9 protein-coding genes and 2 rRNA genes are annotated in these 15,254 nt (G+C 68.0%); 9 read left to right on the top strand and 2 right to left on the bottom strand.

The window, feature by feature from the left end; translation table 11 throughout:
• Positions 1-49 precede the first annotated feature (49 nt).
• Together CGL27_RS20455 and rrf are read left to right on the top strand one after the other, a co-directional pair.
• Positions 50-3,171 (top strand): 23S ribosomal RNA (locus CGL27_RS20455).
• Between the two features lie 95 nt (positions 3,172-3,266).
• A 5S ribosomal RNA gene (gene rrf / locus CGL27_RS20450) occupies positions 3,267-3,383 on the top strand.
• Positions 3,384-3,682: 299 nt separating this feature from the next.
• Here the strand turns inward: rrf and CGL27_RS20445 are convergent.
• Positions 3,683-4,951, bottom strand: a complete 1,269-nt coding sequence (locus CGL27_RS20445) for a hypothetical protein (RefSeq protein WP_119989144.1) — start codon at positions 4,949-4,951, stop codon at positions 3,683-3,685.
• 149 nt (positions 4,952-5,100) lie between these two features.
• Between CGL27_RS20445 and mtnA the strand changes: the two genes are divergently transcribed.
• From mtnA to CGL27_RS20410, 7 genes are all read left to right on the top strand, one after another.
• A complete protein-coding gene (gene mtnA / locus CGL27_RS20440; protein WP_119989142.1) occupies positions 5,101-6,258 on the top strand; it encodes an S-methyl-5-thioribose-1-phosphate isomerase in 1,158 nt (385 codons plus the stop codon).
• Positions 6,255-6,932, top strand: coding sequence for a two-component system response regulator MtrA (gene mtrA / locus CGL27_RS20435; RefSeq protein WP_014061181.1), 678 nt, complete (start codon positions 6,255-6,257; stop codon positions 6,930-6,932). The genes mtnA and mtrA overlap by 4 nt, the downstream gene beginning before the upstream one ends.
• Positions 6,933-6,996: 64 nt before the next feature.
• Positions 6,997-8,970, top strand: coding sequence for an MtrAB system histidine kinase MtrB (gene mtrB / locus CGL27_RS20430; protein WP_119989140.1), 1,974 nt, complete (start codon positions 6,997-6,999; stop codon positions 8,968-8,970).
• Positions 8,960-10,837, top strand: a complete 1,878-nt coding sequence (locus CGL27_RS20425; RefSeq protein WP_078641814.1) for an LpqB family beta-propeller domain-containing protein — start codon at positions 8,960-8,962, stop codon at positions 10,835-10,837. The genes mtrB and CGL27_RS20425 overlap by 11 nt, the downstream gene beginning before the upstream one ends.
• A 120-nt stretch (positions 10,838-10,957) precedes the next feature.
• Positions 10,958-11,839 (top strand): ComF family protein, encoded by an 882-nt coding sequence (locus CGL27_RS20420; protein WP_240450576.1) that lies wholly within the window; start codon positions 10,958-10,960, stop codon positions 11,837-11,839.
• Between the two features lie 315 nt (positions 11,840-12,154).
• Positions 12,155-12,844: a ribosome-associated translation inhibitor RaiA gene (gene raiA, locus CGL27_RS20415; protein WP_078641812.1), complete on the top strand. Its 690-nt coding sequence runs from the start codon at positions 12,155-12,157 to the stop codon at positions 12,842-12,844.
• Positions 12,845-13,065: 221 nt separating this feature from the next.
• Positions 13,066-13,815, top strand: coding sequence for a response regulator transcription factor (locus tag CGL27_RS20410; protein ID WP_014061176.1), 750 nt, complete (start codon positions 13,066-13,068; stop codon positions 13,813-13,815).
• Between the two features lie 145 nt (positions 13,816-13,960).
• Here the strand turns inward: CGL27_RS20410 and CGL27_RS20405 are convergent, their stop codons facing one another.
• The gene (locus CGL27_RS20405) at positions 13,961-15,145 is read right to left on the bottom strand and encodes a crosslink repair DNA glycosylase YcaQ family protein (RefSeq protein WP_119989137.1); all 1,185 of its coding nucleotides are present in this window, start codon (positions 15,143-15,145) and stop codon (positions 13,961-13,963) included.
• Positions 15,146-15,254 lie beyond the last annotated feature (109 nt).

The following is a 15,254-nucleotide window of genomic DNA, read 5'->3' as shown; positions in this document are numbered from 1 at the left end:
GGGGTACGGGTCGTTGTTTGAGAACTGCACAGTGGACGCGAGCATCTGTGGCCAAGTTTTTAAGGGCGCACGGTGGATGCCTTGGCACCAGGAACCGATGAAGGACGTGGGAGGCCGCGATAGGCCCCGGGGAGCTGTCAACCGAGCTTTGATCCGGGGGTGTCCGAATGGGGAAACCCGGCAGTCGTCATGGGCTGTCACCCATACCTGAACACATAGGGTATGTGGAGGGAACGCGGGGAAGTGAAACATCTCAGTACCCGCAGGAAGAGAAAACAACCGTGATTCCGGGAGTAGTGGCGAGCGAAACTGGATGAGGCTAAACCGTATGTGTGTGATACCCGGCAGGGGTTGCGCATACGGGGTTGTGGGAGTGCTTTTGATCGGTCTGCCGGCCGGTCGGTGAGTCAGAAATTGTTGATGTAGGCGAAGGGCATGCGAAAGGCCCGGCGTAGAGGGTAAGACCCCCGTAGCTGAAACGTCAGCAACTTGCTTGAGTATTTCCCAAGTAGCACGGGGCCCGAGAAATCCTGTGTGAATCTGGCGGGACCACCCGCTAAGCCTAAATATTCCCTGGTGACCGATAGCGGATAGTACCGTGAGGGAATGGTGAAAAGTACCGCGGGAGCGGAGTGAAATAGTACCTGAAACCGTGTGCCTACAAGCCGTGGGAGCGTCGCCGTGTTCTTCGGAGCACGGTCGTGACTGCGTGCCTTTTGAAGAATGAGCCTGCGAGTTTGCGGTGTGTTGCGAGGTTAACCCGTGTGGGGAAGCCGTAGCGAAAGCGAGTCCGAATAGGGCGGTTTAGTAGCGCGCTCAAGACCCGAAGCGGAGTGATCTAGCCATGGGCAGGTTGAAGCGGAGGTAAGACTTCGTGGAGGACCGAACCCACCAGGGTTGAAAACCTGGGGGATGACCTGTGGTTAGGGGTGAAAGGCCAATCAAACTCCGTGATAGCTGGTTCTCCCCGAAATGCATTTAGGTGCAGCGTCGTGTGTTTCTTGCCGGAGGTAGAGCACTGGATAGGCGATGGGCCCTACCGGGTTACTGACCTTAGCCAAACTCCGAATGCCGGTAAGTGAGAGCGCGGCAGTGAGACTGTGGGGGATAAGCTCCATGGTCGAGAGGGAAACAGCCCAGAGCATCGACTAAGGCCCCTAAGCGTACGCTAAGTGGGAAAGGATGTGGAGTCGCAGAGACAACCAGGAGGTTGGCTTAGAAGCAGCCATCCTTGAAAGAGTGCGTAATAGCTCACTGGTCAAGTGATTCCGCGCCGACAATGTAGCGGGGCTCAAGCGTACCGCCGAAGTCGTGTCATTGCAGCATGTGGTCTAACGATCGCTGTGATGGGTAGGGGAGCGTCGTGTGCCGGGTGAAGCAGCCGTGTAAGCGAGTTGTGGATGGTTCACGAGTGAGAATGCAGGCATGAGTAGCGATACACACGTGGGAAACGTGTGCGCCGATTGACTAAGGGTTCCTGGGTCAAGCTGATCTGCCCAGGGTAAGTCGGGACCTAAGGCGAGGCCGACAGGCGTAGTCGATGGACAACCGGTTGATATTCCGGTACCCGCTTTGAAGCGCCAACGTCGAACCAGGCGATGCTAAGTCCGTGAAGCCGCCCTGATCTCTTCGGAGTTGAGGGGAGTGGTGGAGCCGACGGTCCAGACCTGTAGTAGGTGAGTGATGGGGTGACGCAGGAAGGTAGTCCAGCCCGGGCGGTGGTTGTCCCGGGGTAAGGGTGTAGCCCGAGGAGTAGGTAAATCCGTTCCTCATTGAAGGGTGAGACCTGATGCCGAGCCGATTGTGGTGAAGTGGATGATCCTATGCTGTCGAGAAAAGCCTCTAGCGAGTTTCATGGCGGCCCGTACCCTAAACCGACTCAGGTGGTCAGGTAGAGAATACCGAGGCGTTCGGGTGAACTATGGTTAAGGAACTCGGCAAAATGCCCCCGTAACTTCGGGAGAAGGGGGGCCATTGCTGGTGATGGGATTTTCTCCTTGAGCTGGTGGTGGCCGCAGAGACCAGCGAGAAGCGACTGTTTACTAAAAACACAGGTCCGTGCGAAGCCGTAAGGCGATGTATACGGACTGACGCCTGCCCGGTGCTGGAACGTTAAGGGGACCGGTTAGTCACATTTCGGTGTGGCGAAGCTGAGAACTTAAGCGCCAGTAAACGGCGGTGGTAACTATAACCATCCTAAGGTAGCGAAATTCCTTGTCGGGTAAGTTCCGACCTGCACGAATGGCGTAACGACTTCTCGACTGTCTCAACCATAGGCCCGGTGAAATTGCACTACGAGTAAAGATGCTCGTTTCGCGCAGCAGGACGGAAAGACCCCGGGACCTTTACTATAGCTTGATATTGGTGTTCGGTTCGGCTTGTGTAGGATAGGTGGGAGACTGTGAAGCCGCAACGCCAGTTGTGGTGGAGTCATTGTTGAAATACCACTCTGGTCGTGCTGGATGTCTAACCTGGGTCCGTGATCCGGATCAGGGACAGTGTCTGGTGGGTAGTTTAACTGGGGCGGTTGCCTCCTAAAGGGTAACGGAGGCGCCCAAAGGTTCCCTCAGCCTGGTTGGCAATCAGGTGTTGAGTGTAAGTGCACAAGGGAGCTTGACTGTGAGACCGACGGGTCGAGCAGGGACGAAAGTCGGGACTAGTGATCCGGCGGTGGCTTGTGGAAGCGCCGTCGCTCAACGGATAAAAGGTACCCCGGGGATAACAGGCTGATCTTCCCCAAGAGTCCATATCGACGGGATGGTTTGGCACCTCGATGTCGGCTCGTCGCATCCTGGGGCTGGAGTCGGTCCCAAGGGTTGGGCTGTTCGCCCATTAAAGCGGTACGCGAGCTGGGTTTAGAACGTCGTGAGACAGTTCGGTCCCTATCCGCTGTGCGCGTAGGAGTCTTGAGAAGGGCTGTCCCTAGTACGAGAGGACCGGGACGGACGAACCTCTGGTGTGCCAGTTGTCCTGCCAAGGGCATGGCTGGTTGGCTACGTTCGGGAGGGATAACCGCTGAAAGCATCTAAGCGGGAAGCCTGCTTCGAGATGAGGACTCCCACCCACTTGATGGGTTAAGGCTCCCAGTAGACGACTGGGTTGATAGGCCAGATATGGAAGCCGGGTAACTGGTGGAGTTGACTGGTACTAATAGGCCGAGGGCTTGTCCTCAGGTGCTCGCGTCCACTGTGTTGGTTCTGAAGCAATGAACCGTATTGAACCCCCCTTTTGTTTTGGGGTGTGGTTCCGGTTCAGTTTCATAGTGTTTCGGTGGTCATAGCGTTAGGGAAACGCCCGGTTACATTTCGAACCCGGAAGCTAAGCCTTTCAGCGCCGATGGTACTGCAGGGGGGACCCTGTGGGAGAGTAGGACACCGCCGAACAATCTCTAGCCTCGGTCCCGAGCATTCAGTGCTCGGGACCGAGGCTTTTTTGCGTTCCCATTCGATCGGATGTTCCACCGGATCGAGTGAAAAGCCCTCAGGGCCCTGGCGTGGCGCGGTTGCTGGCACTCAGAGTTGTCAGTGAGGCCGGGGTCCAACAGGTCCGTTGACGACCGGTCAGCAGGCCGCAGGCGCGACGCCGAACGGGCGAACGGGGGAGGTGAGGGCCTGTGCGAGTGACGACCTGTGCGGTGAAGGGGCGTCGGGTGACGCCTCGTTCGTGCCCGCCTGTGAGTCCGTCAGTTCCCGGACGTCGAGGCGACGGTCGGCTGGTCCTTGCCATGGTCTTCCGTGGGTTCGCCCGGCATTCCCGCGGCGCGGGCGAGCTCGAGGTCGAGAGCCTCGCGCCGGATGCGCTGGTCCATGTAGAGAAGAGCCGTCACACCCGCGCTGATCGGGAAGGTGATGGTCGAGCTGATCACTCCGCCGACGCCGACCACGACCAGGAAGGTCCAGCTGACGGAGACGGATTCACCGGACAGCCAGTCGATGGCGTTGTCCCCGCCGATGACCATGGCGATCAGGCTGGTGGGGATCTCGACGATGGCGCCGACGATGAAGACCAGGACGACGGCGAGCAGTTGGATGCCGAAGACGCGCCCCCACGCACCGCGCACCAGCTTGAAGGAGCGTCGCAGGGCCTTGATGATCCCCTGCTTCTCCAGCATCAGCGCGGGAGGGGCGAGGCTGAAGCGGACCCAGAGCCAGACGGCGACGCCGGCCGCGGCGAACCCGCCGAGAGAGGCGAGTGCGGCGCCCTCGCTGTGCACGCCCGCGAAGGCCAGCAGCAGACCCGGCGTCATACCGGCGGCGATGACGGCCACGGCGATGGCGGGGATCAGAAGGAGCAGCCCGCACAGCTGAAGGAGACGCGGGCGGGCACCGCCCCATGCCTCCTTGGTGGACACGGACCGGCCCAGCACCGCCCGGGCGGTGACCACGGTCAGCAGGGCGGTGGTGACGATCGTTCCGAGGACGCCGAGCAGCAGGGTGACTCCGCTGTCCCCGAGCGCGGCGCCGACGGCGCGCATCGCCTGGCTCACGGTGACGTCCCGATCGTCGAGGACATTGCTCTCGTTGCCGCGGGCGTCGTTGAACCAGAGTCCCGTGGCGGCCGTGATCAGACCCTGGATGACGATCGAGACGATCAGCGAGATGCCGAGGACCGTGCGCCAGTGGGCGCGCATGGTGGCCACCGCGCCGTTCAGGATCTCGCTGACGGCCAGCGGTCGCAGCGGAATGACACCGGGGCGGGGAGCAGGTGGCTGACGCGGGCCGGTGCCCCATCCGCCGCCCGGCGTGGGAGCGGGTGGCACCTGCGGTGGCGTGGGGCCTCGTCCCGATGCGGTCCAGCGGCCGGGCGGCGGCTGGCGCCGGGCCCATTGGCCGCCCCAGGTGGGCTGCTCCGGGGCGGGCTGGTCGGCGGGCTCCTTCTGCTGCTGAGCGCCGTGGTCCGGTTCGTCGGAAGGGGACGATCCGGGCGGGGCCCAACCCGGAGTGTCATTCATCGTCGCTCCGTAGGTTGTTCGTTGACCGGCCGCGGCGTCCGCGGCGGGCGTATGCCAGCCATCGTGCCACGGTGGGTTGTGCCTCGTGCCGGTCACTGGGGGCGGTCCGGCACTTCAATAGTCGGTGGCGCACAGGGCAGACTGGGCGGATGGCTGATCAGCATCCGGTGTCCCCGGAAGGCCCCATACCTCCCATCGCCTTGGCGCTGCGCTGGGAGGAGCCCCCGGAGGAGCCCGTACTGGTACTTCTCGACCAGACCCGGCTGCCCGCCGAAGAGGTCGAGCTGGTGTGCACCGATGTGCCGGCGCTGGTGGAGGCGATCCGCTCTCTCGCCGTGCGCGGCGCCCCGCTGCTCGGCCTCGCCGGGGCATACGGGATCGCGCTTGCCGCGGCCCGGGGTTTCGATGTGGACGAGGCCGCCGAATCGCTCGCCCATGCCCGTCCCACGGCCGTCAACCTCGGCTATGGCGTTCGCCGGGCCGTCGCCGCGTATCACGGCGCGATCCGGGACGACGCGGACGACGCTCAGGCTGCCGCGGCCGCCCTCGCCGAGGCCCGGGCCCTGCATCGGGAGGATGCCGAGGCCAGCGACCGCATGGCGGCTCATGGTCGAGCGCTCCTCGATGAGCTGCTGCCTGCCGGTGGTCATCGAATCCTCACTCACTGCAACACCGGCGCCCTGGTCTCCGGAGGTGAGGGGACCGCCCTCGCCGTGGTCAAGGCGGTGCACCGGGCGGGGCAGCTGCGGCGGCTCTGGGTGGACGAGACCCGGCCCCTGCTCCAGGGGGCGCGGTTGACCGCGTACGAGGCGGCGCGTGCCGGTATGGCTTACACGCTGCTCGCGGACAACGCGGCGGGCTCGCTGTTCGCGGCCGGTGAGGTGGACGCGGTGCTGATCGGGGCGGACCGGATCGCCGCGGACGGCTCGGTGGCCAACAAGGTGGGCAGCTATCCGCTCGCGGTGCTGGCCCGCTACCACCATGTGCCGTTTGTGGTGGTAGCCCCGACCACCACGGTGGACCCGGCCACTCCCGACGGCGCCTCGATCGAGGTCGAGCAGCGCCCTGGACATGAGGTGACAGACATCACAATTCCTTACGCCCCCATCGCCGGGCACGAGGCGGGCACCGGAGTGCCGGTCGCTCCGCTGGGGACACAGGCCCACAATCCGGCTTTCGACGTCACACCACCGGAGTTGGTGACGGCGATCGTGACCGAGGAGGGTGTGATCTCTCCGGTCACGGCGGACGGTATCGCCGAGCTGTGGGCCAGGTCACGATCGGGTAATGGGATGATGTCGATATGAAGGGACGCGTCCTTGTCGTCGACGACGACACCGCACTGGCAGAGATGCTTGGCATCGTGCTGCGCGGCGAAGGCTTTGAACCGTCGTTTGTGTCGGACGGCGACAAGGCTCTTGCCGCCTTCCGCGAGACCAAGCCCGATCTGGTGCTGCTCGATCTGATGCTGCCCGGACGGGACGGCATCGAGGTCTGCCGACTGATCCGGGCCGAGTCGGGGGTCCCGATCGTCATGCTCACGGCCAAGAGCGACACGGTCGATGTGGTGGTCGGGCTCGAGTCCGGGGCGGATGACTACATCGTCAAGCCGTTCAAGCCGAAGGAGCTGGTGGCCCGGATCCGGGCCCGGCTGAGGCGTTCCGAGGAGCCGGCACCGGAGCAGCTGGCCATAGGCGATCTGGTGATCGACGTGGCGGGCCATTCGGTGAAGCGGGACGGCCAGTCGATAGCGCTGACCCCGCTGGAGTTCGATCTTCTGGTGGCGCTGGCCCGCAAGCCGTGGCAGGTCTTTACCCGTGAGGTGCTGCTGGAGCAGGTCTGGGGCTATCGGCATGCCGCCGACACCCGGCTGGTGAATGTGCATGTGCAGCGGCTGCGGTCGAAGGTCGAGAAGGACCCGGAGCGGCCGGAGATCGTGGTGACCGTGCGCGGTGTCGGCTACAAGGCCGGGCCAAGCTGAGATGACGGGTGGTACGGCGCCGCAGCCCGGAGGACCGGGAGGCGGGGCCCCGGAGGGTGCCCGGATGGGGCGGCCCGACCCGGCGGGTGAGATACCGCTGCTGCGGAGGTTGTGGAGCGGTGGGCATCTGCTGCCCGACGGGGCGTCCGGAGGGCCGGCCCATCCGGTGATCCGGCTGTTCGGACGGTGGGTGCGCCGTCCGCTGCTGCCCGCTGCCCGGCTGTGGCGGCGGAACATCCAGCTGCGGGTGGTCGCCACCACGCTGCTGATGTCGCTCGGTGTGGTGCTGCTGCTGGGCCTGGTGGTCATCGGGCAGGTGCGCAACGGTCTGCTGGACGCCAAGCGCCATGCGGCGCAGGGGCAGGCTGTCGGCGGGTTCGAGGTGGCCGAGCAGATGGCCGACCGCAAGAGCGATTCCCGTGGCCAGGACGGGCCGGGGGCCGGTGCCGAGGATTCCGGCGCCTGGCTGAACGCGCTGGTGGAGCAGCTTTCCAGCGGCGGCAAGGGCGCGTATTCGGTGGTGGCGCTCAGCTCCGACTCCGGTGAGACGCCCTATGTGGCCAGCCGGGGGCCGCGGGCCTCCGGCGATGTCCAGCCGGACAGTGTGCCCGCCGATCTGCGCCGGAGGGTGGACGAGGGCCGGACGGCGCCGTACGAGCGCTACGGAAAGATCGTGCACGCGGGCTCCGGAGACGCCGAGCCCGCGCTGATCATCGGCAAGCGTCTGGACGACAACAACGGCGACGCCTACCAGCTCTACTACCTCTTCCCGTTCACCCAGGAGGAGAAGTCGCTGAGCCTGGTCAAGGGCACCCTGGCCACGGCCGGGGTGTTCGTGGTGGTGCTGCTCGGGGCCATCGCCTGGGTGGTGGTCCGGCAGGTCGTGACGCCCGTAAGGATGGCGGCGGGGATCTCCGAGCGGCTGGCGGCCGGTCTGCTCCAGGAGCGGATGAAGGTCACCGGGGAGGACGACATCGCCCGCCTGGGGGAGTCGTTCAACAAGATGGCGCAGAACCTCCAGCTCAAGATTCAGCAGCTGGAGGAGCTCTCCCGGATGCAGCGCCGCTTCGTCTCCGATGTCTCCCATGAGCTGCGCACTCCGCTGACGACCGTAAGGATGGCGGCGGACGTCATTCACGAGGCGCGTGAGGACTTCGACCCGATCACCGCGCGCTCCGCCGAGCTGCTGTGGGGCCAGGTCGACCGCTTCGAGTCGCTGCTCAGCGATCTGCTGGAGATCAGCCGGTTCGACGCGGGCGCGGCCGCGCTGGAGGCCGAGCCGATCGATCTGCGCGATGTGGTGCACCGGGTGGTGGGCGGCGCCGAGCCGCTCGCCGAGGCGAAGGGCACCCGGATCCTGGTGCGGGGCGCCGAGGCGCCGGTGATCGCGGAGGCGGACACCCGCCGTGTCGAGCGGGTGCTGCGCAATCTGGTGGTCAACGCCGTGGAGCACGGTGAGGGCCGCGATGTGGTCGTGCGGCTCGCGACGGCGGGCGGTGCGGTGGCCGTCGCGGTGCGGGACTACGGCGTCGGGCTCAAGCCCGGCGAGGCGACGCGGGTGTTCAACCGCTTCTGGCGGGCCGATCCGGCCCGTGCGCGCACCACCGGCGGCACCGGTCTCGGCCTGTCGATCGCGGTGGAGGACGCGCGGCTGCACGATGGCTGGCTGCAGGCGTGGGGTGAGCCCGGCGGCGGTTCGCAGTTCCGGCTGACGCTGCCGCGTACCGCGGGCGATGTGCTGCGCGGCTCGCCGATCCCGCTTGAGCCCGAGGACTCCCGGCGTAACCGCCGTACGGATGACGCCGGGGCCCCGCAGCCTCCTGCGGAGGGGCTGGCGGCGGTGCCCGCGCAACCGCGGTCCGCGCTGCCCGCCGAAGCCGCTGCGCCGTCGGCCGATCCCACGGCCCTGCCGGGCAATGGGTCGCGGGTGGTGCGCGGCGCCCCGGAGACGCCGTCCGAGGGGCCGCGGGGCGGCAGGGCGCCGGCCGCCCGGCCGACGACATCGAACGAAGGGGAGGGCCGCCCTCGTGGGCGCTGACCATGCCGACCGTCGCCGTTTCCGCCGCCGTGGGCGTCGCCCGGACGGCCGGGCCCTGAGCACGCCGGCGCTGCTGGCCTGTGGCGCCCTGTTGCTGTCCGGCTGTGCCTCGATGCCCGACAGCGGCGATGTGCGGCGGGTGGACTCCTCACCGCGCTCCGACGTCGATTCGCAGGTCCGGGTGTACGGGGTGAGCCCGGGCAAGGGCGAGCAGCCCGCGGAGCTGGTCTCCGGCTTCCTGGAGGCCACGACGAGCGACGAGGAGAACTTCGGCACCGCGAAGGAGTATCTGACCAAGAGCGCGGTCAGGCGGTGGCAGCCGTTCGCGGCCACCACCGTGCTGGAGCAGGCTCCGGATGTGCGGGTGGAGACGGACCCGGGCGACCGGGACGGCAGCGGTAAGACGGTCGTGCTGTCGGGCAAGCGGATCGCCGTCGTGGACGAAACGCACGCCTACAAGCCCGATGCGCAGCCGTACGAGGAGCGCATCCATCTCACGCTGAGCGGTTCGGAGTGGCGGATCGACGGGCCGCCGCGGGGGCTGATCCTCGGCGAGTCCGACTTCCAGCGCATCTACCGCTCGGTCAACAAGTACTACTTCGCCGATCTGTCCCCGGACGCCGACGAGTCGACGGCCGGGGACAACGTGCTGGTGGCCGATCCGGTCTATGTGCGGCGCCGTATCGATCCGGTGACCGCGACCGTCAAGGCGCTGCTGGGCGGTCCCACGGAGTGGCTGGAGCCGGTGGTCAGCAGCTCCTTCCCGCGCGGTTCGGCACTCGGCCGCCGGGACGAGCGGCTGTCGCTGGACGATTCGAACACGCTGAAGGTCCGGCTGAGCGACCGGGCGGCGCAGGTCAGCGGGGCGCGGTGTGCCCGGATGGCGGCGCAGACGCTGTTCACGGTCCAGGATCTGGGCGAGGGATCGTCCGAGGTCAGCGGGGTGCGGCTGGAGCGGCAGAACGGTTCGGAGCTGTGTGCCCTCTCCAGTGACGCGGCGCGTGCCTACGCCCCGGACGGGGTCGAGGGCCATCCGCGCCACCAGTACTTCGTGGACTCCGATCATCGGATGGTCCGGCTGTCCGACGACGAGGACCGGCCACAGCCGGTTCCGGGGCCGTTCGGCTCCGAGGACGCGGGTCTGGGCACGGTGGCGGTCTCCCGCGACGAGCGGGACGTGGCGGGGGTCACCGCCGACGGCCAGGCGCTGTACGTCACCCAGATGGCCCCAGGCGCCGAGCGCGGCAAGGTGCGGCTGCGCAGCCAGGGCGGCAGCGTGGAGCACGGTCTGACGGCGCCGAGCTGGGACGGGCTGGGCGGTCTGTGGGTGGCCGACCGCAATCCGCAGCGGCCGAGGCTGCTGCGGCTGCGGGGCGGCATCGGAGCGGCGGACGAGGTGGCGCTGCCGCAGTTGGACGGCGGCCGGATCACGGCGCTGCGGGTCTCGGCGGACGGTTCCAGGATCGCGATGCTGGTCAAGCGGTCCGGCCACACCACGCTGCGGCTGGGCCGGATCGAGCGGCGGGGGACCGAGGCGGCCCCGAAGCTGTCGGTGGGGGCGCTGCGGGCGGTCGCGCCGAAGCTGGAGGACGTGGACACCTTCTCCTGGGCGGGCGACAGCCGGCTGGTGGTCGCGGGCCGGGAGTCGGACGGGGTGCAGCAGCTGCAGTACGTGGAGACGGACGGCTCCCCGTCGAACATCCCGGAGGTGCCGGGTCCGAACGGCGTGCAGTCGATCGGCGCCTCGGAGGACCAGACCCGGCCGCTGATCGCCGAGACCAGGGAGAACGGCATCGTGCGGCTGCTGCCGAACACCGACTGGAAGACCGTGGACCAGGACGGTTCGGCTCCGGTCTACCCAGGCTAGGCGGGGCCGTAGCGGCATCTTCCAGGCCAGGACACCGGTCGGGGGTGGCTGGTTGTCCACATGTGCGCGGTTGTCCACAAGGGGTGGCGCGGGGGCTTGGCCGCCGGGACAGTGGTGTTCATGCGGGGCTGGTGGCAGGAGATCGCCGATCTGGCGCTGCCGGCCGACTGTGCCGGATGCGGTCGGCCGGGCGGCGCGTTGTGTGAGCGTTGTCGTGGGGCGCTGCGCGGGTCCGGGGCGCGCCGGGTGGAGCCGAGCCCGGTGCCGCCGGGGCTGCCGGTGGTCCATGCGGCGGTGGATTACGTGGACGAGGCGCGGGCGGTGCTGCTCGCGCACAAGGAGCGCGGAGCGCTCCGGCTGGCGCGGCCCCTGGGTGAGGCGCTGGCGGGGGCGGTGCGGGCGGCTTGCCCCGGCCCGGGGTCCGGCTCAGGGGCTGGCCCAGAGCCCGGCTCAGGGCCCGGTGCGGGGTCCCGAAGATGGGCGGGCGCGGGATTGGACCGGGTATCCGGGGTGAGACCGGGTACTGGATCGGGAGCGTGTGCCGGGGCGAGACCCGGGTACGGATCCGGGGCGAGACCCGGGTACGGATCCGGGGCGAGACCCCGCGGGGGTCCGCTGCTGCTGGTGCCGGTGCCATCGGCCCGGCGAGCGGTGGGCGCCCGGGGGCATGACCCGGCCCGGCGGATCGCGCTCGCCGCGGCGGGTGTGCTGCGCGGTGGCGGGCGCTCGGCGCGGGTCCCGGCGGTGCTGCGCCAGCGGCGCCGGGTGAGCGACCAGTCGGGGCTGGACGCACGGCAGCGGCGGGCGAATGTGACGGGGGCGCTGGAGGCGGTCCCCGGCAGCGGCCGGCTGCTGGCGGCAGGCCCGGTCGTCCTGGTGGACGACCTGATGACGACGGGGGCCTCGCTCGCGGAGGCGGCGCGAGCGGTGACGGCGGCCGGTGGGCTGGTCATCGGCGCGGCCGTGGTGGCCGCACCCCTGATGCGCATCAACCGGAACTGAATACGAAGCCGCATCGTTGCAGGTGGTAACCGCGGCAAAGCACCTGATCGGAGGTACGTGCCGGTAGGGGGTGCCGACTTCCGGCCGGTCGAGCTATGTTCGGTTGTGAGGAAAGGCGAGTGCTATGACTCGCTCATCCGCTTGGCGTGTTTTGCCTGCATTCTGGTGAGGCTTGGAACAAACGGGATTGAGATCCTCTCCGTGGGAAGGAGGAGCTGAAAGCGCCAAGCCGATGGCTCCGGAGGATGCCGGAGCCAAGTGCACAAGGGATGACGCTCCGATACTGACTGGAGCTACCCGGGAACGGAGTTCTGCGTGGACATCGTCGTCAAGGGCCGTAAAACTGAGGTGCCCGAGCGGTTCCGGAAGCACGTGGCCGAGAAGCTGAAGCTGGATAAGATCCAGAAGCTCGACGGCAAGGTGATCAGCCTCGACGTCGAGGTGTCCAAGGAGCACAACCCGCGGCAGGCCGACCGCGCCGACCGAGTGGAGATCACGCTCCGCTCGCGCGGCCCGGTGATCCGGGCGGAGGCCGCCGCGGCCGATCCGTACGCGGCGCTGGACCTGGCGGCCAGCAAGCTGGAAGCACGGATGCGCAAGCAGCACGACAAGCGCCATACGCGCCGTGGAAACGGTCGCATTCCGGCCAGCGACGTGGCTGTCACCGTGCCCAACGCGGCCCGCATCAACGGGCATGGGGACATCGCCCCCCAGCGCACGACGGAGACCGTCCCCACCACCCGGATGGGCCCTCTGGAAGTCCAGGGGGAGGGCCCCCTGGTGGTCCGGGAGAAGACCCACGCCGCGGCTCCGATGAGCCTCGACCAGGCTCTCTACGAGATGGAGCTGGTCGGGCACGACTTCTATTTGTTCGTCGACTCCGACACCAACCAGCCCAGCGTCGTCTACCGGCGGCATGGTTATGACTACGGGGTGATTCATCTTCAGCCTGAGGCGTTCGTCGGAGAGGCACCCGGCGGCGCCGGTGGCGCACTCGGCGGCTGACCGAGAAATTCAGCCGAATCCGGCCTGACAAGTAAGTGGTGCCCCGGAGCGCCTGCGCGCCCCCGGGGCACCGCCGTGCGACCAAGGTAGGAACATTCCGCCGTCCGGGCATGAAATCATGGCCGGGCGGCCAACCGGTGTATCGAATGCACCGGTTGACGCCAGACCGAGTGCACCCAGGGTGCGGACCGCAAGGGCCATGGCCTTCAGGGGGAGGAACGATGGCGGACAGCTTCGGGCCCGTGTCCGACGCCGGTGAAGACCATGGCGTCGGTCCGGACGGGGGTGAGCCGCGCGGCGAACCGCGCAAGGAGCCGATTCGGGTCCTCGTCGTGGACGACCACGCGCTCTTCCGGCGTGGATTGGAGATCGTCCTGGCCCAGGAGGAGGACATCCAGGTTGTCGGCGAGGCGGGGGACGGGGCCGAGGCCGTGGACAAGGCGGCGGATCTGCTGCCGGACATCGTCCTGATGGATGTGCGGATGCCCAAGCGTGGGGGGATCGAGGCCTGCACCGCCATCAAGGAGGTGGCACCCAGCGCCAAGATCATCATGCTGACGATCAGCGATGAGGAAGCCGACCTCTACGACGCGATCAAGGCGGGTGCCACGGGCTATCTGCTGAAGGAGATCTCGACCGACGAGGTCTCGACCGCCATCCGGGCGGTGGCGGACGGCCAGTCGCAGATCAGCCCGTCGATGGCGGCCAAGCTGCTGACCGAGTTCAAGTCGATGATCCAGCGCACCGATGAGCGGCGGCTGGTGCCCGCGCCCCGGCTCACCGACCGGGAGCTGGAGGTGCTCAAGCTGGTGGCGACCGGAATGAACAACCGGGATATCGCCAAGGAGCTGTTCATCAGTGAGAACACCGTGAAGAACCACGTTCGCAACATTCTGGAGAAATTGCAGCTGCACTCCAGGATGGAGGCCGTGGTCTATGCGATGCGGGAGAAGATCCTCGAGATCAGGTAAGGGATGCGCCCGGCGCCGGAGCTGCGGAGCTCCGGACATGCCGGAGCCCTCTGTGAGCCATCACCCCGGATGAGCCGGAAGCCCAGGTGAGCCGGAGCCCCAGGTGAGCCGGAGCCCCGGCCGAGCGTCCACCGGGGCGGGCGGTTCAGACGACGGCCGCCGCGAGCGGTGCGGCGAGCTCCGGGCGGTCGACGCGCTCGACCCGTACGGAGTCACAGCCCACCCATTCGGCCGCCTCCCGCAGCGCCTGCGCCATCGGGGCCACGGCCTTCGGCGACTCCAGGGACACCTGCCGGGCGACCAGGGTCTTCCCCTCCCGGGCCGGATCGACCCGGCCCAGCAGCCGCCCGCCCGACAGCAGCGGCATGGCGAAGTAGCCGTAGATCCGCTTAGGCCTGGGCACATACGCCTCCAGCCGATGAGTGAAGCCGAAGATCCGCTCGGTGCGCGCCCGGTCCCATATCAGCGAGTCGAAGGGCGAGAGCAGCGTGGTGCGGTGCCGGCCGCGCGGCGGGGCGGCCAGCGCCTCGGGGTCCGCCCAGGCCGGCTTGTCCCAGCCCTCGACCGCCACCGGCACCAGCCCCGAGTCCGCGATCACCGCGGCCACCTGCTCGCCCTTGAGCCGGTGGTAGTCGGCGATATCCGCCCGTGTGCCCACGCCCAGGGACTGCCCGGCCAGCCGGACCAGCCGGCGCAGACACTCCCGGTCGTCCAGGTCGTCATGGAGCAGGGCATCCGGCACGGCGCGCTCCGCCAGGTCGTACACCCGCTTCCAGCCGCGCCGCTCGACGCACACCACCTCGCCGAACATCAGGGCCCGCTCGACCGCGATCTTCGCCGCCGACCAGTCCCACCACGGCCCGCCGTTCTTGGCCCCGCCCAGCTCCGTCGCGGTCAGCGGGCCCGCCGCGCGCAACTGCTTGACCACCGTCTCGTACACCCCGTCCGGCAGCTCGTGGTGCCAGTGCGGACGGAGGCGGTAGGCGCGGCGCCGGAAGGCGAAGTGCGGCCACTCCTCGATCGGCAGCACACAGGCGGCATGCGACCAGTACTCGAAGGCGTGGGTGTCGCTCCAATAGGCCGACTCGACCGTCTTACGGCCGACCGCGCCCAGCCGTGCGTACGGAATCAGCTCATGCGAGCGGGCCAGCACCGAGATCGTGTCGAGCTGCACCGCGCCCAGATGGCGCAGCACGCCCCGCACCCCGCCACGCCGGTCGGGGGCGCCCAGCAGCCCCTGGGCGCGCAGCGCGATCCGGCGCGCCTCGTCGGCGGAGAGCGTGGCCTCGGGTGTGCGGTCCACGGCGGACCCGGTGGCGGCGTTCGTCATGCGCGCCACCGTAGTAGCACCCACTGACAACGCCGCCCATGCCGCCCAGACCCCCGGCGCCCTGGGCCGCCGGGCCCGCCGCGCCTCGGCCCCGGCGGCCCCTCACGGC

Source organism: Streptomyces sp. 11-1-2 (assembly GCF_003595545.1).
In the GTDB taxonomy this organism is placed as follows: Bacteria; Actinomycetota; Actinomycetes; order Streptomycetales; family Streptomycetaceae; genus Streptomyces; species Streptomyces hygroscopicus_B.
This window is presented reverse-complemented; position numbering and strand designations above follow the sequence as displayed.